The organism is Denitratisoma sp. DHT3 (assembly GCF_007833355.1).
Taxonomy (GTDB): Bacteria; Pseudomonadota; Gammaproteobacteria; order Burkholderiales; family Rhodocyclaceae; genus Denitratisoma.
This window is the reverse complement of sequence record NZ_CP020914.1, coordinates 1,429,829-1,450,495: the sequence shown is the minus strand read 5'-3', so window position 1 is coordinate 1,450,495 and position 20,667 is coordinate 1,429,829. Positions and strand designations below refer to the sequence as shown.

22 protein-coding genes are annotated in these 20,667 nt (G+C 59.2%); 20 read left to right on the top strand and 2 right to left on the bottom strand.

All coding sequences use genetic code 11. The features are described 5' to 3' along the window. Positions 1-46 precede the first annotated feature (46 nt). From B9N43_RS06595 to radC, 18 genes are all read left to right on the top strand, one after another. Positions 47-1,144, top strand: coding sequence for a recombinase RecT (locus tag B9N43_RS06595; protein WP_145841512.1), 1,098 nt, complete (start codon positions 47-49; stop codon positions 1,142-1,144). 2 nt (positions 1,145-1,146) lie between these two features. Continuing rightward, positions 1,147-1,353, top strand: a complete 207-nt coding sequence (locus B9N43_RS06590) for a hypothetical protein (protein ID WP_145841511.1) — start codon at positions 1,147-1,149, stop codon at positions 1,351-1,353. 14 nt (positions 1,354-1,367) lie between these two features. Then, positions 1,368-1,709, top strand: a complete 342-nt coding sequence (locus B9N43_RS06585; protein ID WP_186454016.1) for a hypothetical protein — start codon at positions 1,368-1,370, stop codon at positions 1,707-1,709. Between the two features lie 79 nt (positions 1,710-1,788). After that, a complete protein-coding gene (locus tag B9N43_RS06580; protein ID WP_145841509.1) occupies positions 1,789-3,480 on the top strand; it encodes a PRTRC system ParB family protein in 1,692 nt (563 codons plus the stop codon). Between the two features lie 85 nt (positions 3,481-3,565). Next, positions 3,566-3,976: a PRTRC system protein E gene (locus B9N43_RS06575; RefSeq protein WP_052473506.1), complete on the top strand. Its 411-nt coding sequence runs from the start codon at positions 3,566-3,568 to the stop codon at positions 3,974-3,976. 10 nt (positions 3,977-3,986) lie between these two features. After that, positions 3,987-4,373 carry a PRTRC system protein C gene (locus tag B9N43_RS06570; RefSeq protein WP_145841508.1) on the top strand — a complete coding sequence of 129 codons (387 nt, stop codon included), beginning with the start codon at positions 3,987-3,989 and terminating at the stop codon, positions 4,371-4,373. Positions 4,374-4,376: 3 nt separating this feature from the next. Then, positions 4,377-4,589: a hypothetical protein gene (locus tag B9N43_RS17160; RefSeq protein WP_186454015.1), complete on the top strand. Its 213-nt coding sequence runs from the start codon at positions 4,377-4,379 to the stop codon at positions 4,587-4,589. A 68-nt stretch (positions 4,590-4,657) separates the two neighbouring features. Continuing rightward, positions 4,658-5,563: a PRTRC system protein F gene (locus B9N43_RS06565; protein ID WP_186454014.1), complete on the top strand. Its 906-nt coding sequence runs from the start codon at positions 4,658-4,660 to the stop codon at positions 5,561-5,563. Continuing rightward, positions 5,560-6,378, top strand: coding sequence for a PRTRC system protein B (locus tag B9N43_RS06560; protein ID WP_145841506.1), 819 nt, complete (start codon positions 5,560-5,562; stop codon positions 6,376-6,378). Before B9N43_RS06565 ends, B9N43_RS06560 begins: the two co-directional genes overlap by 4 nt. Then, entirely contained in the window at positions 6,378-7,031 is a 654-nt protein-coding gene (locus tag B9N43_RS06555; protein ID WP_145841505.1) for a PRTRC system protein A, read from the top strand. Before B9N43_RS06560 ends, B9N43_RS06555 begins: the two co-directional genes overlap by 1 nt. Further along, on the top strand, positions 7,003-7,809 hold the full coding sequence (locus tag B9N43_RS06550) for a PRTRC system ThiF family protein (protein ID WP_222428828.1): 807 nt from the start codon (positions 7,003-7,005) through the stop codon (positions 7,807-7,809). Before B9N43_RS06555 ends, B9N43_RS06550 begins: the two co-directional genes overlap by 29 nt. A 280-nt stretch (positions 7,810-8,089) precedes the next feature. Continuing rightward, complete coding sequence (locus tag B9N43_RS06545; RefSeq protein WP_145841504.1) at positions 8,090-8,449, top strand: hypothetical protein; 360 nt, start codon at positions 8,090-8,092, stop codon at positions 8,447-8,449. Between the two features lie 87 nt (positions 8,450-8,536). Continuing rightward, on the top strand, positions 8,537-9,112 hold the full coding sequence (locus tag B9N43_RS06540; protein ID WP_145841503.1) for a hypothetical protein: 576 nt from the start codon (positions 8,537-8,539) through the stop codon (positions 9,110-9,112). Between the two features lie 132 nt (positions 9,113-9,244). Next, positions 9,245-14,245 (top strand): DEAD/DEAH box helicase family protein, encoded by a 5,001-nt coding sequence (locus B9N43_RS06535; RefSeq protein WP_145841502.1) that lies wholly within the window; start codon positions 9,245-9,247, stop codon positions 14,243-14,245. A gap of 427 nt (positions 14,246-14,672) precedes the next feature. Then, positions 14,673-15,737 (top strand): toprim domain-containing protein, encoded by a 1,065-nt coding sequence (locus tag B9N43_RS06530; RefSeq protein ID WP_186454013.1) that lies wholly within the window; start codon positions 14,673-14,675, stop codon positions 15,735-15,737. A 10-nt stretch (positions 15,738-15,747) separates the two neighbouring features. Beyond that, entirely contained in the window at positions 15,748-16,011 is a 264-nt protein-coding gene (locus tag B9N43_RS06525; RefSeq protein ID WP_145841500.1) for a hypothetical protein, read from the top strand. 128 nt (positions 16,012-16,139) lie between these two features. Beyond that, positions 16,140-16,937, top strand: a complete 798-nt coding sequence (locus B9N43_RS06520) for an ArdC-like ssDNA-binding domain-containing protein (protein ID WP_145841499.1) — start codon at positions 16,140-16,142, stop codon at positions 16,935-16,937. A gap of 85 nt (positions 16,938-17,022) precedes the next feature. Beyond that, a complete protein-coding gene (gene radC / locus B9N43_RS06515; RefSeq protein WP_145841498.1) occupies positions 17,023-17,622 on the top strand; it encodes a RadC family protein in 600 nt (199 codons plus the stop codon). A gap of 85 nt (positions 17,623-17,707) precedes the next feature. Here radC and B9N43_RS06510 read toward each other — a convergent pair whose 3' ends face one another. Continuing rightward, entirely contained in the window at positions 17,708-18,352 is a 645-nt protein-coding gene (locus tag B9N43_RS06510) for a LexA family protein (RefSeq protein WP_145841497.1), read from the bottom strand. 81 nt (positions 18,353-18,433) lie between these two features. On the opposite strand from B9N43_RS06510, the gene B9N43_RS06505 reads away from it, so the two are divergent. Continuing rightward, positions 18,434-18,736, top strand: a complete 303-nt coding sequence (locus tag B9N43_RS06505) for a flagellar transcriptional regulator FlhD (RefSeq protein WP_145841496.1) — start codon at positions 18,434-18,436, stop codon at positions 18,734-18,736. Continuing rightward, positions 18,714-19,202, top strand: a complete 489-nt coding sequence (locus B9N43_RS06500) for a FlhC family transcriptional regulator (RefSeq protein WP_186454012.1) — start codon at positions 18,714-18,716, stop codon at positions 19,200-19,202. Before B9N43_RS06505 ends, B9N43_RS06500 begins: the two co-directional genes overlap by 23 nt. Before the next feature lie 281 nt (positions 19,203-19,483). On the opposite strand, the gene B9N43_RS06495 is transcribed toward B9N43_RS06500, so the two are convergent. Continuing rightward, the gene (locus B9N43_RS06495) at positions 19,484-20,458 is read right to left on the bottom strand and encodes a ParM/StbA family protein (RefSeq protein WP_186454011.1); all 975 of its coding nucleotides are present in this window, start codon (positions 20,456-20,458) and stop codon (positions 19,484-19,486) included. Positions 20,459-20,667: the final 209 nt, after the last annotated feature.

Sequence of the window (20,667 nt, the reverse complement as noted above, 5' to 3'; positions counted from 1 at the left end):
CGTCCAGGGAGACAGGTGTCTTCGCCATTCTTCTTTGGAGAAAACCATGTCTCAAACCCTACGCAACATCCAGAAGTCCCGCCAAGGCGTGCAGTCCAACGTGGTGCCGTTCCCGGCCATGCTGGAGCAGTTCAAAGGCGAAATTGCCCGCGCACTGCCCAAGCACTTGAGTCCGGATCGCATGGTGCGCATCGCACTGACCGCGTTCCGCATGAACCCGAAACTGGCCCAGACCGATCCCCGCAGCGTCTTTGCGGCGGTGATCCAGTCCAGCCAGCTCGGGCTCGAAGTCGGCTTGATGGGCGAAGCCCACCTCGTTCCTTTCGGCAATCAGTGCCAGTTGATCCCCGGTTATCAGGGACTCATGAAGCTGGCCCGCAACAGCGGCATCGTGCAGGACATCTACGGTCACGAAGTTCGCATCAACGACAAGTTCGACATCGTCCTGGGCCTTAACCGGACCCTGATGCACGAACCGTTGAAGAAGAACGGATTCCCTGCCTCCGACGAGGAGCGCGGTGTGATCGTGGGCTTCTATGCGGTTGCGGTTTTCAAGGACGGCACTCGCACGTTTCACGCCCTGTCGAAGGAACAGATCGAACAGGTGCGCGATAACTCGCGGGGCTACCAGATGGCCAAGAAGTACGGCAAGGAAAGTCCATGGGATACGCATTTCGTCCCGATGGGCCTCAAGACCGTGATTCGGCGGCTGTGCAACCTGTTGCCGAAGTCGCCTGAACTGGCGATGGCGCTGGCGCTCGATGAGGTGACCGAGCGAGGTGAAAACCAGAACATCGGAATCACCGAAGCCATCGAAGGCTCCTGGGCACCGATCATCGACGAGGAAACGGGGGAGATCATTCAACCCACGACCGAGTCCGGTGATAAGGGTAGCAAGTCTGACAAGGCGGAGTCGCCCAAAGGCGTCGAGCCTCACGCCACTGGCAAGCTGCTGCAGGACACCCTGGCCATCATCGGCAGGACGGCAACGACCGACGAACTGGATGAAGTCTATGTCCGGGCTGAAGGCTCGTTCGAGGGCACCGAGCTGGAACAGGTGCTGCGCGCCTATCGCAGCCGCAAGTCTGCACTGGCCAATCCGTCTTCCTCGGCGAATGACATTTTCGGGGAGGATGGCAAATGACCATGCTCGGTGACACGGAGTTCGGAGCCATCCGGATCTGTGCGCGGGCGGTGCAAGTGCTCGACAAGGTCGGTTTCCTGACCCTGAGCAAGGAAGACGATGCCGCTGTGGTACTGGCGCGTAACGAACTTCTGAGCGTGATTCAGGGCAACGGCTATCAGTTGGAGTACGACAGCTACCGCCTGGTCAAGGCCGACGACCGCCACTAGCGCAGGCAATTCGCGTGCTGATGACGGAGATGGCCATGCACAAGGAAAGCGGTCAGGACCATCGGCCTGATCCAGCTCGCATGGCAGGACGTGAAGCAAAGTTTGATGAGGTGATTCCATGGACCGAGGATGACATCCTGCGGCTGCATGGTCTCCTTCTGGAGAAATCGCTGCACGACCTGTTCGATCTGAGGGTGTCCGCCAGAACACGGGCAGACATTCTCGATTGGATGCGGGCGCCACGTTCGGAGTCCGGTGCTTTTACCTACCGGGCGTGTTGCCGTCTGTTTGGCCTCGATGACGAAGAAATTCGGGATCGGGTGCTGGAACGTTACCGGCGGCGACACACTCATTGACGATTCATTTCACCCCTGGCGGGACAGTTGCATTCCCGTCCGGGGATGCGGCTGCCTGCCATTTTTCAATGGAGGCATCATGCAACTGCAAGCATCAATCAAGGTCGGGAACATCCTTCCCGGCCGCAATCCCCGAGGCTACTTCGATCCCTCGGAAATGACGGCGTTGGAAGATTCCGTGAAATCCAAGGGCGTGCTGCAGGCGATCCTCGTGCGTCCCCGCGATGCGGGGCGTTACGAGATCGTTGCCGGCGAGCGTCGCTGGCGTGCGGCAAAGAAGGTGTTTGGGGATGAGTATGAAATCCCGGCACTGGTGCGCGACCTGGACGATGGCGAAGCCGACGAGGCGGCGCTGATCGAAAACATCCAGCGTGCGGACATGAGTCCGACCGAAGAAGCCGAAGCGGCCGCCAAGATTCTTGGCCGCTGTCAGGGAGATCGGGACGAGGCCTCACGTCGTCTGGGATGGTCGCGAACCACGCTCGACAAGCGCCTGGCACTGATGAACTGTTCGGAACGGGTCCGTCGGGCCTTGTCCGAGCGGCGCATCCAGCTGGGTCACGCCGAGCTGTTGGCTGCGGTCACCCGCGACAAGCAGGATGCCGTGTTGGAGAAGTTGCTGTCACAGGCCAGTCTGCCGACGGTCGCCCAGTTTCGCGGGCAGCTTGAGCAGATCTCACGGGCGTTGAGCAGCGCCATCTTCGACAAGGGCGAGTGCACGTCGTGTTCCCATAACTCGGGGAATCAGCAGGCGCTCTTTGGCGAGGCGATTGCCGCCGGACACTGCACCCACGGTGCGTGTTTCGATGGCAAGACCGAGGCGGCGCTGGACGCAAAGAAGGCATCGCTGGCTGACGACTATCCGACCATTCGGATCGTTCGGCCCGGCGAGAACTTCACGCTCCTGCGACTGCTGGCGGAGGGCGATACCGGGGTAGGCGACGAACAGGCAAAAGCCTGCCGCGCCTGCAAGAACTTCGGTGCCGCGATCTCGGCTGTGCCCGGCAAGCTGGGCAATGTCTATCCCGACCTGTGCTTCGATGCGAGCTGCAATGCCAAGAAGGTGGCAGCGCGCATCAAGCTGGAAAAGGACAAGGCAACGCCGGCGGAAGGTTCTGCAAAGACAGCGTCAGGCAAGTCGGCAACCCCTGCCAAGTCATCCGGCAAGGCCGCATCTCAGCCAGATACCAAGTCGGATGCCAAGGTCCAGGACTCGCAACGGGTCAAGGACTACCGGCTGACAGTCTGGCGCAAGGCGCTGCGTCGGGAGTTGATGGGCAATCGTGACAACAATCTCACGGTACTCATCGCCCTGGCGTTATCGGGCAATGCCCGCCATATCAGCGATACCAAGCTGGGCAAGGCATTCGCCGCGATCACCAAGCAGGAGTTCACCAGCTTCGTGTTCAAGGCGGACGAGGCAGCACGCCTGGTGGCGCAGTCGGATGAAGCCGTTCGGGACAAGTTGTTCCTCGGACTGGCGGCATCGGCAGCGGATGGCATCGAGGAGAAGACTCTGGTCCAGATCCTCACCTATCTCGAGATCGATCTCGGGCGGCACTGGAAGCTCTGCGAAGAGTTTCTCAAGCTGCTCACCAAGAGCGAAATCGAGGCGATGTGCGACGAAATCGGCTTGAAGGTCGCCATGGGCGGGACATTTGCCAAGGCCATGAGCGGCAAGAAAGACGACATCGTCAAGGCGCTGTTAAACGTGGCGGCTTTCCCCTACGAGGGCAAGGTGCCGCGGTCGATGCGCTTCAACATCGCGTAAGACAGTTTCTTTCCACCCATGCGGGGACCACGTTCCCCGCACGGGGCGTGGTGCGCCTGCAATTTTTCTCTTTGGAGGTACCACCATGTTTTTTCAGGAACTGAAATCGTTGTTGGACGGCTGCGCAGCACTGGCGGTCACTTTGTCATCGGCCAGGGAAGGACTGATCACCGTCACGGTGCGACCCACCCCGAAGGATGCCAAGGATGCCGAGGCGTTGGCGATCCCGCTGGTCCTGACTGGAACGGCGGAGGAGCTGGATGCGCAATTCGTCGGATTGCTTCGCAGCTTTGCCGACGAGCATCAATCGCTGGCCGAGCAACTGGAAGCCACCCGCAACATTCTTGAGGCAGCCAAAAAGGACGCCAGCAAGAAAGCGGAAGGCGCACTCAGGAAAGGCACGGCCAAGGTAGCGGCGCCAGCTGATGACGATGATGATGAGACCGAGACGCCGGCAGCCGCCGACGTTCCGGTCGAAGACAACCTTTTCGCATGAGGAGGGCGTCATGACCATTACCGTTCAGAAGCTGCAGCGTTCGTTTGCCTACAACGGCATTGCCTTGCCCGATCCCGGCTGCGAGTTGTCGCCGGAGCAGGTGCGGGATGTCTATTCCGCGACGTATCCGGAGATCACGACGGCCTCGATCGAGGGGCCGGAGCAGAAGGGGGATCGGTTGATCTATACCTTCCGGCGTGCGGTCGGCACCAAGGGCAGCCTATCGGCCAATGCACAGCGAACCTCCCGGGTCGTGGTGCGGCGGCGGGATGACGGCCTGAGCTATGTCGAACCGCAATCGGCGGTTGTAACGCCGGTGGCTCGCTTGACCATCGCCTTGGGACGATGGGTCAGGTGGATCGATCGGCGTTGGCCTGTTGTCCTCCGCAAGGAGTAGGCCATGGTGTCGCTCAAGGAACGGCTTCAAGCCGTTGCCGATGGCGACTTCTCGCACTTTGAAGGCGGAATCCCTCCCGGGATTCCCGCTTTCGATCACGAGGAGATGAAACGATGCGTACAAGCCTTGCAACGCTTGGTGCTCCGGTCTCAAGCAACCGTGGCTCCCGGCGATCGTTGTCAGGTGGCCGCTTCCGTCCAGGCCCTGATCCTCTGAGTCTGCCGCAGTTTGGCCGTGGGCTCACGGTCAGCCTCAATCCCAGCCTCGATGTTCGTCGCTGGGCGATGCTGGCCTTGCGCTGGCTGGAGATTGGGGAGCTTCCCGAGTCTGCGATCGGTCTGCCGCCTACGCTGGTGCAACAAGCGTTGGTTACGTGGATCAACCGTATGGTCGGGCAGTTGCAGCACATCGGCTTCGAGGCTCATGTCGCGGCATCGCCCGTGGCATTGGGCTACGGATCGCTGTTTCCGGATGCCAGTGAGGACGATGACCAGTGGTACTGGGCCATCCAGTCCGAGCAGGTCGAGTGGTTGGGCATGAAGGATCGGCTGACCCGGATCGAGACGCTCTGTCCCGGTTTGGGCGAGACGGCGCTGTATTGGCTGCAACGGGCTTCGGGGCGCACGCTGTATGCCCTGACGCCACAATCGGCGCGCGATCTGTGCGAGTACATCCACTGGCAAGGGAGTAGCGACCAAGCCGAATGGCTGGATGAGATGCGTTCGATGGGCATGACCGACGAGGATCTGGGGGATGCAATTTCTCCGGATTGGTATGACGGTCATTTCCCGAACTGGGTGCTTCGCGCCAAGCCGGTGCTGGATGAGGAGGCCTTGTCCCGCATCCAGTCCTCCATGCCAGAAGTTGCGCCGGTAGCCGCCGTGTTGCTCGACATCGAACAATTGATGGCGGATGGCGGGCAGCTTCCCGGCCTGGACGGCATGGAAGTCGAGTCTGTCTATTTCGGGGCTTACCTGAGATGGGATGCCGATGACCCCATGGATCGGGTGTTCGATGACTTCATCGAATACGCGAACTGCGCCAGCGATGGCTATACCGATCTCTTTGGCGCCGGGGCAGTACCTCTCGATGCCGAGGGGTTCCATGTCTGGCTCCATAAGACCGGCCTGGGGTTGCAGTTGCTGTCATCACTGGATCGGTTGATCGCCCTGATCGCCGAACCCCTGTGAGTTCCATTAACCCGGAGCGGGTGATGTCCTGCCCGCCGGGCTCGACACGCCTGCACCATTTCAACAAGGAGGTCGCGATGGCGATCAATGTCAGTACGTTTTCCAGCGAACAGTCGTACCGGCTGACCCATGCCGTCCTGGTCTATCAGGATGCGCAACGCAAGCCGGCGTTCGTGTCGATTCATGATGTGGGATCGGACGATGGCAATCGTCCGGTGATTCAAGCAGGGGTTCCGGCCAGCAAGGCGGGACTCATGGCGCTGATGCGGATTCTCGATCCGGAAACGATGCTCAAGCCGGCCATCAAGCCGGCGCATGTGCTCGCGGAAGGATCGGGTTTCTTCGTCTGGTACTGCGATCCACAGGACAGACAGGTCTGGTTCGACTGCAAGGAACTCGGTGCGCGAACCTCACGGGTTCCCTGTCCGGGGCTGGTGTTCGTAGTGACCACGAAGGCATGGAAGGTGTTTGCGTTCAAGGGGCGGCAACGTCCCGATGCCGACACACCGCTGTTTGTTGCGCCATTCTTCAACGTCTGGCAAAACGGCACGATCTGTGTCGGCAGTGCCCGCTTGCCGAAAGGCGATCAGGCACATAACCACCTAGCCTGGGAGGAAGCCTTCTTCCGGTCCTACTTCACGCATCCGAACATCCATACCCCAAGGGGGCTGACCCGTTACCGGGCCGGTCCGTTTGCCTTGTGGCGGGATCTGCTGGACGCTCGCCTGAGTCGCTTTCCAACGCGCACGCTCGTTCCGACGGGTTGGACGCTACGGCAAGCATTTGAGGCCGCGGTGCTGGAAGGAGATGCGTGATGGACGCGAGAGATGTCGCCTTGCAACACTCGGCGCCTGTCGTGACGGTACCGCGCTATGGTGGATTCACGCCCCTGGCCGAGAATGGTCATCGCTTTCTGGTGACCGGTGACGGACTCTGGCTCGAAGCACGGCGTCCCTGGATGTACCTGCGGGTGCCGCTGGTCTGCCAGAAAAGCGTCCCCATGCCGTATGGCTGGGTGGGCCGTGAGCTCTCCCTGACCTTTGGCAAGATTCCTCGCCATCTGGTCATCGAGTTCTACCGGTTCGCGCTTGATCGCTGCCCGGAAGAGTGTGTGGGTTGGGTCGTGTGGAATGCCGTTTCCGGCGAGATGCGTCTGGTGTTTCCGACGGAAGAATCGACGGGATGCACGCATGTACGTTATTGCCGGCCGCTCCTCGACGACGACGAGCATCTGGTGGTCGACCTGCATTCCCATGGTCGCCTCTCGGCCTTCTTCTCGACGCAGGACGATCGGGATGATCGCGGGGAGTTCAAGATTGCTGGCGTGATCGGCAACTGCGATCGCGGGCAATGTTCGACGGCGTTTCGTTTATGCGCCAACGGGCTGTTCTTGCCGCTGGCATTCGATGAGACCGGCCTGAGCGGCCAGACAGGAGGGAATGATGGCTATCCATCATCTTGTGCCTGAACTGCTCACGCGGGAGGTACGCGTCACCGTCATCGGGGCCGGCGGGTCGGGTTCCCAGATGTTGATGGGACTGGCCCAGCTGCATACGGCCATGCTTGCCTTGGGTCACCCCGGGGGACTGGATGTGACCGTTGTGGACGCCGACCAGGTGTCGGAAGCCAATGTCGGGCGGCAGATGTTTTATCCGTCCGACGTGGGGCTCTCCAAGGCATCGGTACTCGTCAATCGCATCAACATGGCGATGGGCACCGGCTGGAAGGCGCAGATACGGCGTCTCACCGCGGGCGAGAGTTTGCGCACCGATCTGGCGATTGGTTGTGTGGACAATCGTCTGGCGCGCAAAGCGATCCTGGAATCGGTGGGACGCGCTGGCGGCGGGTACTGGCTCGACATGGGCAACCGCTTGCATGATGGTCAGGTCATTCTCGGTGTCGTACCGGCGCGTTGGGCCAAGCCCGATGCGAACCGGCTGCCTCATGCCGGCGATCTTCTCCCGGAGATCGTCGATGAGTCGCAGGAAGCCGAAGATGACACGCCGTCCTGCTCGCTGGCCGATGCCCTCGACAAGCAGTCGCTATTCGTCAATCGCGGGGTCTCGATGTATGCGCTGAATCTGCTGTGGGAGTTGTTCCGCTACGGCCAGATCGCCTATCACGGTGTTTTCGTGAATCTCAAAAATGCCCGGACGACACCGCTTCCCGTCGATCCGGCGGCATGGTCCCGTTTCGGTTATCCCAAGCCTGCGCGCAGCCGTAAGCGCAAGGCTCAAGGGAACTGATGGCTGGATCATTTTTCCGGTGCACGCGCAGTTGCGTGTGCCGGGCTTTCCGGAACGGGTTGCGCATTACTGTAGCCCGCTGTGGAAAACCCGAGTTTGGCCGTTCCCATAGGGGAACGACTGAAAGGCGGTAGCTGGCCGCTGGAAACAAACAGCATTTCTCAACCCTGTGGGGGCTCGCTCCCGACAGGGTCGCTGCCTCCCGATTTTTTACTGGAGGCACCATGAAGCACGATGTACGAATGCTGCGCGAAGCGATTCGCGTGGCCAGGGGATGGTCATGATGTTCGATCACTATCCCCGCTATGAAGGTTTTCGGGATACCCCGAGAAAACGCTCCGCCGTTTTGCGCAAGCAGAAGGCAGAACGCGAGGCCTTACCGCTTTTCGCGGATCAGGTCGCGGCATTGCAGCCATCGGTGGATGAAGTCATGTCCCGCCGTGCGCAGCGTGCAGACGTCGTCGAGGTCGAACGGCGCCAATTCACCGCCAAATGGTGGCGAATCGCCCGGCAGACCTATTTCGGTTTGCCGGCGGAGCAGAAAGCCAAAGTACAGGTCCGCTGGCATCGCTGGTGGGGGCCGCGCAATTCGAGCTGTCTGCTCTACCTGTGTTCGCAAGCCAAGGCCGAGCAGTTGTAAATCCATTCGGCCTCACGGCCATCACCCGTCCGGGGACATCGCCCGGAAGGGATAGGTGTCTCCGGCATTCAATTCTGGAGGCATCACATGTCGTATCGCATCGAGTATGACTGGGTGGCAATTCGTCTGCCCAAGGAACGTATCGAATCCGCCTACGAAGACCATTTCATTCTGGCTTCGCTGGGGGGTGACAACAATGTCTATCGGCAGGACGGCAAGCGTCCGCGTCGGTGGTCCTGCATGGCCCTCGGCATGTCCTGGCAGGTCATGCAAACCGTCGTGGAGTTTGCGGCCGCCTGCGAAGGCGGATCGCTCAAGCCACACGGTCGCTGGATGAAGCCGGAAGCCTATATCGCTCGCCTGCGGCGGGTGGTGGCGGACGCCGTCTCATTGGAGGAAGCCAGAAACCGGGGTGTCCGGGTCTCGCTCTGTATCGATATCGACACGCAGAAGATGCGTGACCGCTACGACGCCGAGTGTCTGGCCAAGTTCCGCGAAAACCGGACCGGTCTGGCGCTCAACGGCAGCGGGGACGGTATCGAGCGCTTCATCCTTTCCATCGACGATGACGCCGATTTGTCGGCCTTCGTTCGCTATCACTGGCTGAGTGATTCCAAGTCCCTGTGGCGAAAGATCGAAGTTGGCGGGCGTGGCGAAATGTAGACAGTCGTCTTTGCATCACCCGGTCGGTTGTCAGGGCTCGCGCCTTCGACATCCGATCCACCAAAGTTTCTCAACCCTTCCGGGGACACACCCCGGAGGGGGAGCGTGTCTCCGGCTTTTCAGGAGAACCGCATGAAACTCAAGAAACTTGCGGAGGTCACTATGTGGCTTCCCGGATTTGCCCCGGACGATCCATTGTCGGAGGCAAGAAGCACGGCGGAAATTATCGCCTTTCCCTTAGTCAACGAAGTACATGACGCCGTTCCGGTCATCGACGAGGGAAGTTCGGGCGACATCGCAGAACGGGTTATCGAGGTGGCGGCCGACGTTCCGGCACTCAAGCCTATCCGATCGGTATGGCCCGCGCTGGATGGCTCTCCGCATGCGATGTTGCGTGGGGAGGTCGGGAAGTTCGAGGCGAATCTGGCGGCGATCGCAGTGTTGTCGTTGCTGGATGCCGAAAACCGATTCCCGACTGACGAAGAGCGATCCGTTCTCAATCGTTATACGGGGTGGGGCGGGCTTCCCAAAGCATTCAATCCTGAGCAGGACGATCCAGCGTGGCGGGCGAGAGCCGAGTCATTGCCGGACCTGTTGGGCGAGGATTACACGAGCGCCAAGGGGAGTGTGGTCAATGCCCATTACACGGCAGTGTTCGTGATCGATGCTATCTGGGAGGCGGTGCGCCGACTCGGATTTCGGGGCGGTCGCGTCCTCGATCCCTCGGCAGGTACCGGGTATTTCATCGGTGCCATGCCAAAGGAACTGGCCGAAGTATCGGAAATCACGGCCATCGAAATCGACCGTCTGTCGTCACGGATGCTGTCGCGCCTGTATGGGCAACACGGGGTTCGTACCTTGACGGTGGGCTTCGAGAAGGCGCGATTGCCCAAAGACTGGTTCGATCTGGTGATCTCGAATGTTCCGTTCGGGAACTATCAGGTGCCGGACGATCGGAACGTGCCTTATGCAAACTTCCTGATCCACGATTACTTCTTCGGGCGAGCCCTGGAAGTGACCCGTCCGGGTGGTCTGGTGGCGTTCATCACGTCGGCCGGAACGTTGGACAAGTGGGAAGACCGGGCGCGGCGCCATATGGCTTCGCAGGCAAAGCTGCTGGGGGCGATCCGTCTGCCGTCCGGGACGTTTTCGCAGATCGCAAATACCGACGTCACGACCGACATCGTCTTTCTCCAGAAGTTGGGGGCAGGCGAAAAGGCCACCGACGACTGGATCAGCGTGGTCGAAGCGCCCTATGCGATGTGCGATGGCTCCCGCCGTTTGTATGTCTCGAACTGGTATGTCCAGAACCCGGAGATGCTGATCGGGCGCATGGGACAGAAGTCGAATGGCTATGGCTTGTCGAATGCCGCCATTTTCGATGGCGATATCGGCACTGCTTTACGGGAACGGATTGCGCGGTTGCCAGAGGGTGTTCATCACCCACGGGTGGAGAGAAATTCCCAGCCCAGTGGCAAGCCGCAGCGCGACATTCATGCCGCGGCGCCGGAGTTCGTGAAGCCGGGCGCATTCTGCCTCACCGACGATGGCCGTTTGGCTGTTTCGGAAGGCCAGGAGCTGCTGGTCATCGAGGGAACGGTATCGGCAACGGCTGCCAAGCGCATCGTCGGCATGATGGCGATTCGTGATGCGGCGAGAAAATTGCTGCATGTCCAGCATCTCACGGATGACGATAGCCGTCTTGGTAGTTACCGCATGATGCTCAACATGGCCTATGACGGCTTTGTGGCGCGGCATGGCTATCTGCATGCCAAGGCCAACAAGCTGGCGTTCAAGGGAGACCCAGACCTGCCATTGCTGTTGTCTCTGGAGAGTTACGATCCGGAGGGCGGCGTGGCGGAAAAGGCCGATGTGTTCTTCCGTCGGACCGTGGGGGTCGTCCGCAAGGTCGACCGCTGCAATACGCCGGAAGAGGCCCTGTTGGTGTCGCTGCATGAGCGGGGATGTGTGGATGTTGCGTTGATGGCATCCCTGCTTGGGCAGGCGTCATCGGCGTTCCTCCCGGACATGGCGGATCGCGGTCTGATCTTCCTGAATCCGGAAACATCGCAGTGGGAAACCGCGGATGCTTACCTGGCCGGGAACGTGCGCAGCAAGCTGGAAATGGCAGAAGCAGCGGGCGGAGAATTTGTTCGCAATGTGGATGCCTTGAAAGCGGTGGTGCCTGCTGATCTGGGGCCGGGAGAAATCGATGCCCGGATCGGATCGACCTGGATACCGGCGAGGGACTATGCCGAATTCCTCGATCAGTTGCTGGAGTGCGAGGGATGCACGGTGGAGTTCTGTGCGGAAGCCGGGGCGTGGAACATCGATGTGCCCTGGCAAGGTGAACGGTCGGTCGCATCGACCCAAACCTTCGGTACCGGACGTATCTCGGCAGGCGAGTTGTTTGTCGTGACGCTGAACCAGATGGTGCCAACGATTCGGGATCGCGATCCGGTGACAGACCGGTACTTCGTGAACACGGAGGAAACCATTGCCGCACGTGAGAAGCAGCAGGCGCTCAAGGAAGCATTTGGTGCCTGGGTGTTTGCCGATGCGAATCGTTGTGAGCGCTTGGTCAGGCTGTACAACGACCAATTTAATTCTGTGCGCTTGCGGGAGTTTGATGGGTCGGGCCTGGCTCTGCCGGGCTTCTCCGAAGTGTTCAACCTTCATCGGCATCAGAAGGACGCCATCTGGCGCATCGTGTCGGGCGGGGTGAATACCTTGCTGGCCCATGTGGTCGGTGCTGGCAAAACTCTGACGATGATCTGTGGCGGTATGGAGTTGAGGCGTCTGGGAATGGCCAGCAAGCCGTGCTATGTGGTGCCAAACCACATGCTGGAGCAGTTTGCGGCGGAGTTTTTGCGAGCCTATCCCGGGGCCAATATCCTGATGGCGAGCAAGGACGACCTGGTCGGCGACAAACGCCGGACATTGTTGTCACGAATCGCCACTGGGGATTGGGATGGCGTGCTGATTACCCACGCCTCCTTCGAGAGGATCAAGATGAGCGACGAGGCCATGACCACGTTCATCGAAGCGCGTGTCTATGAGATCGAGTGTGCCATTCGGGCCTCGAAATCACAGAAGCGAGGGAATCGGATCGTCAAGGAGCTGGAGCGGGCCAAGAAGAGCTGGCTCGCGCGGTTGGAGAAGCTGGCGGCGAAGTCGAAGAAGGATGACATGCTCACCTTCGAGGAACTGGGCGTCGATTTCCTGTTCATCGACGAGGCGCACTACTTCAAGAACCTCTACCGGTTCACAAAGATGGCACGGGTCGCAGGACTGCCCAATGCCAACTCGGAACGTGCCTTCGATATGTTCGTGAAGACGCGGCATGTGATGGACAAGCATGGTGGCCGGTCGGGGGTGGTGTTCGCAACAGGAACGCCGGTATCGAACTCGATGGCGGAGATGTGGACCATGCAACGCTATCTGCAACCCGCGACGCTGCGGGGGAATCATGTGGCGCAGTTCGATACCTGGGCGGGCAATTTCGGCGAGTCGGTGACGGCCTTGGAGTTGTCGCCCGATGGCGGGGGATACCGCATGAACACGCGGTTCGCCCGCTTCGTGAATCTGCCCGAGCTGATGACGATGTTCCGCGAAGTGGCGGACATTCGAACGGCGGACATGTTGAAGCTACCGGTGCCGCGTTTCCATTTGGAGACGGTGACAGCGAAACCCACGGCGGCCCTGAAGGCGTTTGTGGCAACGCTGGTGGAACGTGCCGAAGCCATTCGCAACGGTACGGTGTCGCCCAACGAGGACAACATGCTGGCGGTAACCAACGATGGCCGCAAGGCCGCGCTGGACATGCGGCTGGTGACTCCTCGTGAGCCGGAGGCAGCGGATGGGAAAGTGAGCCTGTGCGCCGAGCGGATTCATGGCATCTGGCGCGATACGACGGCATTCCGAGGCACTCAGGCCGTGTTTTGTGATCTGAGTACGCCAACGGACGATGGACGGTTCAGTGTCTATCACGTCATACGGGCGAAGCTCGTGGAGATGGGGGTTCCGGGAACGGAAATCGCCTTCATTCATGACTTCGAGAGCGATACCGCGAAGGCCGAGTTGTTCAAGGCCGTGCGGGAAGGGCGGATTCGCGTTCTGTTGGGCAGCACCCTGAAAATGGGGGTAGGCACCAATATCCAGACGCGTCTGGCGGCATTGCATCATCTGGATGCGCCATGGCGTCCGTCCGACGTCGAGCAACGGGAGGGACGCATTATTCGTCAGGGCAACCTGAATGAGGAAGTGCGTATCGTCCGTTACGTGACAGAGGCATCGTTCGACGCCTACATCTGGCAGACCCTCGAAACCAAGGCACGTTTCATCGCCCAGGTGATGCGTGGGGATACCGGGATGCGTAGCGCGGAGGATGTGGAACTGGCGGCGCTGTCCTATGCCGAAGTGAAGGCACTGGCGTCGGGCAATCCGCTGGTCATGGAAAAGGCTGGCATCGATGCCGAGGTCGCCAAGCTGTCCTTGCTCAAATCCCAATGGGACAACCAGCGATGGTCAAACCAGAGGGAGTCGGCCACCTTGCCCGGTCGCATCGAGAAACTCCGGCAACGGATCGAGGCGATCGAAGCGGACATTGCTGATCGGATGGATGTGCGTGGCCAACGCTTTTGCATGGTGATCGACGGGCAGCATTTTGTCGAACGTGCCGAAGCAGGCGAAGTGCTTGTCCGGTATTACGTCGAAGCCAAAGCTAGAACCCGGAAGATCGGGAACTGGAAAACGTCGGCGGGGGAGATCGTCGTCGGGCAGTTTGCCGGCTTCGATCTGGCGGTATCGATACCGACGGCGGCAGCCGATGGACCGAGCTTTCTGCTGAAAAAGCGGCGAGCCTACGTGGCACATCATTCCGATAATCCCATTGGGATGGTCAGGGTGATCGAAAACGTAGCCAATGCGCTGGAAGGCAGGCTGGCGGAAGTCCATGAGGATCTGGCACGGGCAGAAAAGCGCCTGGCCGACATCCTAGGCGAGATATCCAAGCCCTTCGATAAGGAAGATCGATTGACGCAACTGCTGGTGCGCCAACGCGAGATCAATGCCAGTCTCGATCTCGACAAGGGCAATGCCGGCGCGATGGAAGCGGAAACCGAAGTCGCGTGAAGGTGTTGTTAGGGTGTGCCGCTGTTGCCCAAATGGGTGACGGCGGACATACCTGTCTTGCACTGCATGGAAGTGTTTCAGCGAACAGCCGAAGTCGAGCCCAAAAGGGCGCATTTCAAAATCCGAGAGGGTGATCGGGTGCGTAGCATCGCATCCAGTTTCCTCCCTCCTGTGTCCTCTTGCCCGGCGCGCACGTTCTGTGCGCCGGGGTTTTTCAGAACAGGTTAGGTGCGTATTCCGAGCCTGCTGTGCAAAGCCTGAACATGGGATTCAGTCTGACGCCGTAAGGCATTGGACGGACGCGTGGTAGCTGGCCACGAGAAAACAAACAGCATTCATCAACCCCGCCGGGGAGCCATTCCCGGACGGGATCGCTCCATGCCGCGCGGAGATTTCCACACGGAGTTGTTACATGGAGGTATCGACAATGAAGCACGAGTACGAGACGCAGCAAGTCAAGGAAGATGCGCGTGGTCGCTGGGAGCGGGTTCTGCTAGCTCTCGCGCCACCGCTGAAAGCCGCGATGGAACGGACAGGCAAGCATGTGCCTTGTCCGGTTCACGGCGGTCGGGATGGCTTTCGCCTGTTTCGGGATGTCGCCGATACGGGGGGAGGCATTTGCAATACCTGCGGCAGTTTTGCCAACGGGTTTGCGCTGCTGATGTGGATCAATGGCTGGGATTTTGGCCAGACGATCCGCGAAGTGGCGGAACAGGTCGGCAGCCGGTCGCGCAGTGCCAATTCGGCGGCGGATAAATCCGAGGATGAGATGCGCCGGGAGCAGCTGAATCGCACCTGGCGGGAGTCTGTGGCTTTGTCCCACCCGAGCGCCGAGCCGGCACGGTTGTATTTGGCTCGTCGCGGTCTGTCGGTCAAGGTGCCCGAGACGCTGCGGTTTCATGCAGCACTCGGATACTACGAAGACAACCGGCGCCTTGCCGACTATCCGACCCTGATTGCGCAAGTGACGGGGCAAGGTGGCGATGCAGTCACCATCCACCGTACCTATCTCACCGCCGAGGGCCGCAAGGCGCCGGTCGATTCCCCCAAGAAGCTGATGCGCCATCCCTTGGCGCGTCAAATGACCGGGGGCGCTATTCGACTGGTGCCGGCGAATCATCGCCTGGCAGTCACCGAGGGGATCGAGACGGCACTTGCCGTCACCGAGGCTACGGGCATATCCGCTTGGGCCACCGGTAACGCGCATCTGCTGGCGACGTTCCAGCCACCGGCCGGGATCGACCAGATTCTGGTCTTTGCCGACAAGGACCGGCCCTCACGCCAACATCCATCCGGTCACGGGCAGGAAGCGGCGCGTGAGCTGGTCAAACGGCTGTGGTCCCTGGGTATCCGTGCCGGCGCCATTGCACCGGCCATGGAGATCCCGGAAGGCAAGAAGGGAATCGACTGGCTGGACGTGTTCGTTCTTGAGGGTAAAGCGGGATTTCCCGCCTTGGTCAGCGTGGAACAAGCGCTGCATCAAGCCGCCTAGGAGAACGGTCATGTACGGCGTTATCGATTTCAGTCTGATCGACACCATGTCGGGTGGGCAGGGCGCGTTTGCCCCGCCTGCAGGATGGCAAGGCGATTATCGGCAATTCCTGCGCGCGCGCTTCGACTCCGATTGCGGCGCACGGCAGCACATTGCAGTGGTTGGCCGACGACTCTTCTTCAAGATCGAAGGCAAGCCCAGCGAATTCCTTGGGCCGCATGCGGTTGAGGCGAAAGAGTTTGCCCTGTCGGTGTGGTCGGCAAGAAGGAAGTAGCAGTCGCAGAACCGGAAGTCCATCGGACATTCCATCAGTCATCCGGTTTCGACCGGAAACTTCATCCCACGGGGAATGCATTGCTCCCCGACGGGGACGGTGCTTCCCCATTTTTCTTTGGAGGCATCATGCATGATAAGTTTGCACCCCTGCTCACGCAGGCGCTCTCGGAGCCCGGAATCGTCAGTGCCGCTTATGGCCGGTTCCATCGCTTCAGCATCGGCAACCAGATTCTGGCGGCCATTCAGTTGCAAGAGCGCGATCTGCCCATGGCACCAATCGCCAGTTTCCTCCGCTGGAAGGAACTGGGGCGCTCCGTCACCAAGGGTCAGAAGGCGTTGTCGCTCTGGATGCCGATCACGGTCAAACGCCGTGACTCGGAGTCCGACGACGGATCGATGGAAGAAAACAGTCGGTTGCTGACGCTATTCAGGTTGGCACCACGCTGGTTCAGCCTGGATCAGACCGAAGGCGAAGATTACGTCGAAGCTATCGAATCGCCACAGTGGAATGCCGGAGTTGCCTTGGCGGAACTCGGTATCTCGCAGGAGCCATTCGAACTCATGGACGGGAATGTGCAGGGCTATGCGGTTAAACGGCGAATTGCCGTGAGCCCGATTGCCGAGTATCCGCACAAGACCCGGTTTCACGAAATGGCGCATGTGGTGCTTGGCCATACCGAAGAAGGCGATTGCCATGACGCCGCGACGATCCCGAGAAGCATTCAGGAGGTCGAGGCGGAGGGCGTGGCCTTCCTGCTGTGTTCCATCCTCGAAATGCCCGGACGCGATGAGTCGCGAGGCTACATCCAGTCCTGGCTCGATGGCGATGTATTGCCGGAGAAGTCGGCGCAACGGATTTTCAGCGCAAGCCAGAAGATCCTTGTTGCCGGAAAAGCCGCTGACGAAGCGAGCGTATTGCAGTAATCCGAATCCATTCATTCCACCCCGCGGGGCGACTCATCGCCCGCATGGGGAGGGGCCGTCCTGCATTTCTTTGGAGGCACCCAAGATGATGAACCAAACCAACCGTGAGCTACTGGACATCCTGCTCGGATCGTCGGCGGCCAATTGTCTCAATCATTCGCTGGCTGAGCTGTTCGGCCTGCGGCGAAATTTCCCGGCAACCGTTCCCGGTATTGCCGAGGAGATTCCGGCGTATGCCGTTTCCGACCGGCTGCTTGCTGCACGGGAACTGCTGCGACGTGCGCTGGAGGAAACTTTAAGGGAACCTTCGGACTCTCTGGCATCTCCCGATGCCGTGAAAAGCTACTTGAGATTGTTTCTAGGTGGTCAGGAGTATGAGAGCTTCGTTGCACTATGGCTCGATGCCCAGAACCGGTTGATCGCAAGTATGGAAATGTTTCGTGGTACGACTACGCAAACATCGGTGTATCCGCGCGAAATGGTGCGTGTCGGTTTGAAACTGAATGCGTCGGCGGTGATCGTTGCGCATAACCACCCCAGTGGCAGCGCTGAGCCATCACGAGCCGATGAGATGTTGACGCAGCAGCTACGTCAGGCGCTTGCGCTGATCGACGTCAAGGTGCTCGATCACTTCATTGTGACCGATGCCTCGGTCATGTCCTTTGCAGAACGGGGACTGATTTAGAAAACTTGGCCCTGCACACCAATTGGTGTGCAGGGCCATTTTATTTGTAATAGAGTATTACATATACGATACGCTATCGTAATGGCTAACGAATTCGGCCGGAAAAAATCACCGTTCCCATCAGGATGATGTCTGATGTGAGCGGTAGGATTGGGTTGGGCCAACACGGGTTCAGTGCCTTGAGAAACTGACCTTCCGGTGTCTCGACGAATCGCCTGAATAGCCCGGCTTTCGGACTGACCGCAACAACATCACAACCGTGCGTGGGTTTTACGGCCGGATCAACAAAAATCACTTCACCTTCCCGATAGCCGTCTTCACCCACCATGGCTTCCCCAATAACCGGTAGAGCGAAGCTCATGTCGCTATGGGGTATCGGGCAAATCAAAGCTCGGCCCGGTGGAATGTCTCCCGAGTACGGGGTGTGGGTCAACGTTTCCCAGCGTCCGATGGGTACGGCGCCCTTGTCGAACAAGCGGACTGAAATAGGGTCTTGCCCAGTGAGCTGCTCAGGCGTGACGCCCAGCACACCGCCGATTTTCTCCAAAGTCTCGCGGCGAGGTTTCTTGGCCTTGCTGCGCTCCTTGAGGATGCGATTGATCGCAGGCTGTGAGACTCCTGAACGATGCGCTAGGTCAGTCTGATTCAGGCTGTGCTTGTCCATCAGCGCTTCCAGAATCTCCGCGACGGGGTTTTGCCCAAGGAGCGTTGCTTCCATCGTAGTCGTCATAATTTATTCCACTCGGCGGTTACATTGGTGATAATTGTAATATAAAATGCGCACTCGTGACCATTCATCGGAATTTTTATTATGGAACAGCGTGACATCCTCAAAATCAACCGGCAGCTTCTCCTCCTGACCCGTCAAATGGCCAACGACAGCGATGCCGCCGAATTGATGACAGGTCTATCAAAGCCCGTCATCGACAAGATTGCCACCCTGGATATGGAAGAGATCGAAGAGTTGGCTGAGACAGTCGGTGTCTCGCTCTATACCTTGCGGTTCTCCGATCCGGTATTCACCAGGTTATTGCAACTGCCACGAGATGCTCGAAGTACGTACGCCGAGGCAACGCTGGCAGGCAATAGTCGTGGCGGCGCTACTTTCCCCTGAGGAGTTGGAAAATCATCGGATAGCCCATGAGCTGGTCAGGCTGAAGCTCAGGCTACCGATCGTGAATCATCTGACCCAGATTCATATCAAGCCACTCCGGCTTCGCTGGCGTGTGATTCATGCCGAAAGCCCGCCAAACGGCAGGCTCCCTGAGTCGGTTCGACCTTTCATCGTCGATGCCCTCTCGGCGGCAGAACTGGCGAGTTTCGCAGCAGTGTATCAACGCCTTGGTGGCGCCGATGACAGTAAGGTTTCTGCCTCGATGCTGTTACGGGCGAGGGAGGTGCATCTGCGTATCGCGCATCGGGAAATCGACATCAATGCCGCCTATTTTGCCGTGCGAGACGTTCGTGCCAAGATCGTTGAGTGGCGGAGATGCGGTCGCTGCCAGACCTACTACATCTTCGATATCAACGAATTTCATGCCAGATACTGCCCATACTGCGAGTTAAGCAGCAAAAGATGATCAGGGCATCAGTCGGTAGCAGAGCGGCAAATTACAAACTGCCCTTGAGCCGCTGTATCAGCTTGTTCGCCGTTACCTTTTGATCCAGGTTTGAAACGTCCTCGGTTGCTGGAGGTTCTCGGACCGACGGTGGCGGCAGTCTTTGTACATCTCTGAGTCCGAGCAAAGCCAGTATCCGAAGTCGCTCGGCCCGGTCTCGGAGTTGAACATTCGATAGATCTGCAACGAGTTCAGGATAAATACTGGTCGGGATTTTGACGACGACCCTGATCGAGGACATCTCAGGCTCCTATCCGCCAGAAGCCGCGGGCATTGGCAAAGACTGGCAGATCAGATGTGGAGACCTTGAGGTTAGGAAACGCTTCCTTCACCGATGGCTCGAAGAATCCTGCGCCGCCACCGACCAACAGTACGATGTCGGCACCTGCGTTTTCTTTGCGCAGAGATTCCCGTAGTCGTGTGGCCACAATCGGCCCCACTTTTTCGGCAGCTTTTTTGAGGTAGGAGGCGAAATCGATTCGCTCTCCAAACAATCGAACCTCAGTCTGATTTTGCCTGATGGCGTTTTCAAGCCGCTCGCGTCCAATGTTTCCCCCGAAGTCATTGGCGACGAGCTTCGCTGCTTCATCCAGGATGACGGAAGATGCTTCGAGACTGGTGCCACAGGATTGGCGACGTAGCTCTCCATGGCTGATCAGCACCCAGTCAACGGAGAAGAAACCTGGATCGACCACCAGGACTCGCGACTCTTCAAACTCGGATGCGTCAGTCAAGTTCCAGACATGATCGACAAATCCTCCTACCGGCTGCGGCACCACTTTGACTTGTTGGACGGTGATCCGTCGGCGCGGGGTGACCTGGTGTTCTCCCTGCATCTGCGATTGAAGCCGTTCGCGGAGGTCCGGGTTCAAGTACTGATTGACGGGTAGGCCAGTGACGAGCATGTCTACCTGATCGAGTTCAGAAAGCAGCAATCCGGCATGGAAGAGTGCGCGATACGACTCTGTCGATGGGTAATCTTCATGAAGTTCGCGACTCCACAATTCGGCACGGTCCGGCGATAGTCCTGCAACGAACGGGTTGCCGTTGACCATCACGCGCAGAAAGTCATCTTCTGCCTTGCCGGAAATTTTCTCGCCCAAACGGTCTGCTGGTGCCGCACCGGCAGGGCGCAACAGAACTTGTGGATTGTGGCCCGCCTTACCAAACGCCAGCTTGAGATTGGAATAGCCAATATCGATTCCGAGCACATTCATTTCAGGTTCTCTCCCGTAGCACTTCAGTGGCTGTCATGCCCGACATTGGGTCATGAGACCTGGCAGTAGCACTGCAGGGCACCCCGAGACAGGACGTAATGCCTGGGATTGCGATAGTGCATATCGCGAGTGCACCGCCAGAGCACCTGATCCTATGGCGCGCTCTGTAGCTGTGGATTTTGAAATGCGTCCAAAAAGGTCACATTTCG

Coding starts and splice junctions, on each gene's coding strand:
- B9N43_RS06595 (WP_145841512.1), top strand. CDS start 47: ATGTCTCAAACCCTACGCAACATCCAGAAGTCCCGCCAAGGCGTGCAG.
- B9N43_RS06590 (WP_145841511.1), top strand. CDS start 1,147: ATGCTCGGTGACACGGAGTTCGGAGCCATCCGGATCTGTGCGCGGGCG.
- B9N43_RS06580 (WP_145841509.1), top strand. CDS start 1,789: ATGCAACTGCAAGCATCAATCAAGGTCGGGAACATCCTTCCCGGCCGC.
- B9N43_RS06575 (WP_052473506.1), top strand. CDS start 3,566: ATGTTTTTTCAGGAACTGAAATCGTTGTTGGACGGCTGCGCAGCACTG.
- B9N43_RS06570 (WP_145841508.1), top strand. CDS start 3,987: ATGACCATTACCGTTCAGAAGCTGCAGCGTTCGTTTGCCTACAACGGC.
- B9N43_RS17160 (WP_186454015.1), top strand. CDS start 4,377: ATGGTGTCGCTCAAGGAACGGCTTCAAGCCGTTGCCGATGGCGACTTC.
- B9N43_RS06565 (WP_186454014.1), top strand. CDS start 4,658: ATGCTGGCCTTGCGCTGGCTGGAGATTGGGGAGCTTCCCGAGTCTGCG.
- B9N43_RS06555 (WP_145841505.1), top strand. CDS start 6,378: ATGGACGCGAGAGATGTCGCCTTGCAACACTCGGCGCCTGTCGTGACG.
- B9N43_RS06550 (WP_222428828.1), top strand. CDS start 7,003: ATGATGGCTATCCATCATCTTGTGCCTGAACTGCTCACGCGGGAGGTA.
- B9N43_RS06545 (WP_145841504.1), top strand. CDS start 8,090: ATGATGTTCGATCACTATCCCCGCTATGAAGGTTTTCGGGATACCCCG.
- B9N43_RS06540 (WP_145841503.1), top strand. CDS start 8,537: ATGTCGTATCGCATCGAGTATGACTGGGTGGCAATTCGTCTGCCCAAG.
- B9N43_RS06535 (WP_145841502.1), top strand. CDS start 9,245: ATGAAACTCAAGAAACTTGCGGAGGTCACTATGTGGCTTCCCGGATTT.
- B9N43_RS06530 (WP_186454013.1), top strand. CDS start 14,673: ATGAAGCACGAGTACGAGACGCAGCAAGTCAAGGAAGATGCGCGTGGT.
- B9N43_RS06525 (WP_145841500.1), top strand. CDS start 15,748: ATGTACGGCGTTATCGATTTCAGTCTGATCGACACCATGTCGGGTGGG.
- B9N43_RS06520 (WP_145841499.1), top strand. CDS start 16,140: ATGCATGATAAGTTTGCACCCCTGCTCACGCAGGCGCTCTCGGAGCCC.
- radC (WP_145841498.1), top strand. CDS start 17,023: ATGATGAACCAAACCAACCGTGAGCTACTGGACATCCTGCTCGGATCG.
- B9N43_RS06510 (WP_145841497.1), bottom strand. CDS start 18,352: ATGACGACTACGATGGAAGCAACGCTCCTTGGGCAAAACCCCGTCGCG.
- B9N43_RS06505 (WP_145841496.1), top strand. CDS start 18,434: ATGGAACAGCGTGACATCCTCAAAATCAACCGGCAGCTTCTCCTCCTG.
- B9N43_RS06495 (WP_186454011.1), bottom strand. CDS start 20,458: ATGAATGTGCTCGGAATCGATATTGGCTATTCCAATCTCAAGCTGGCG.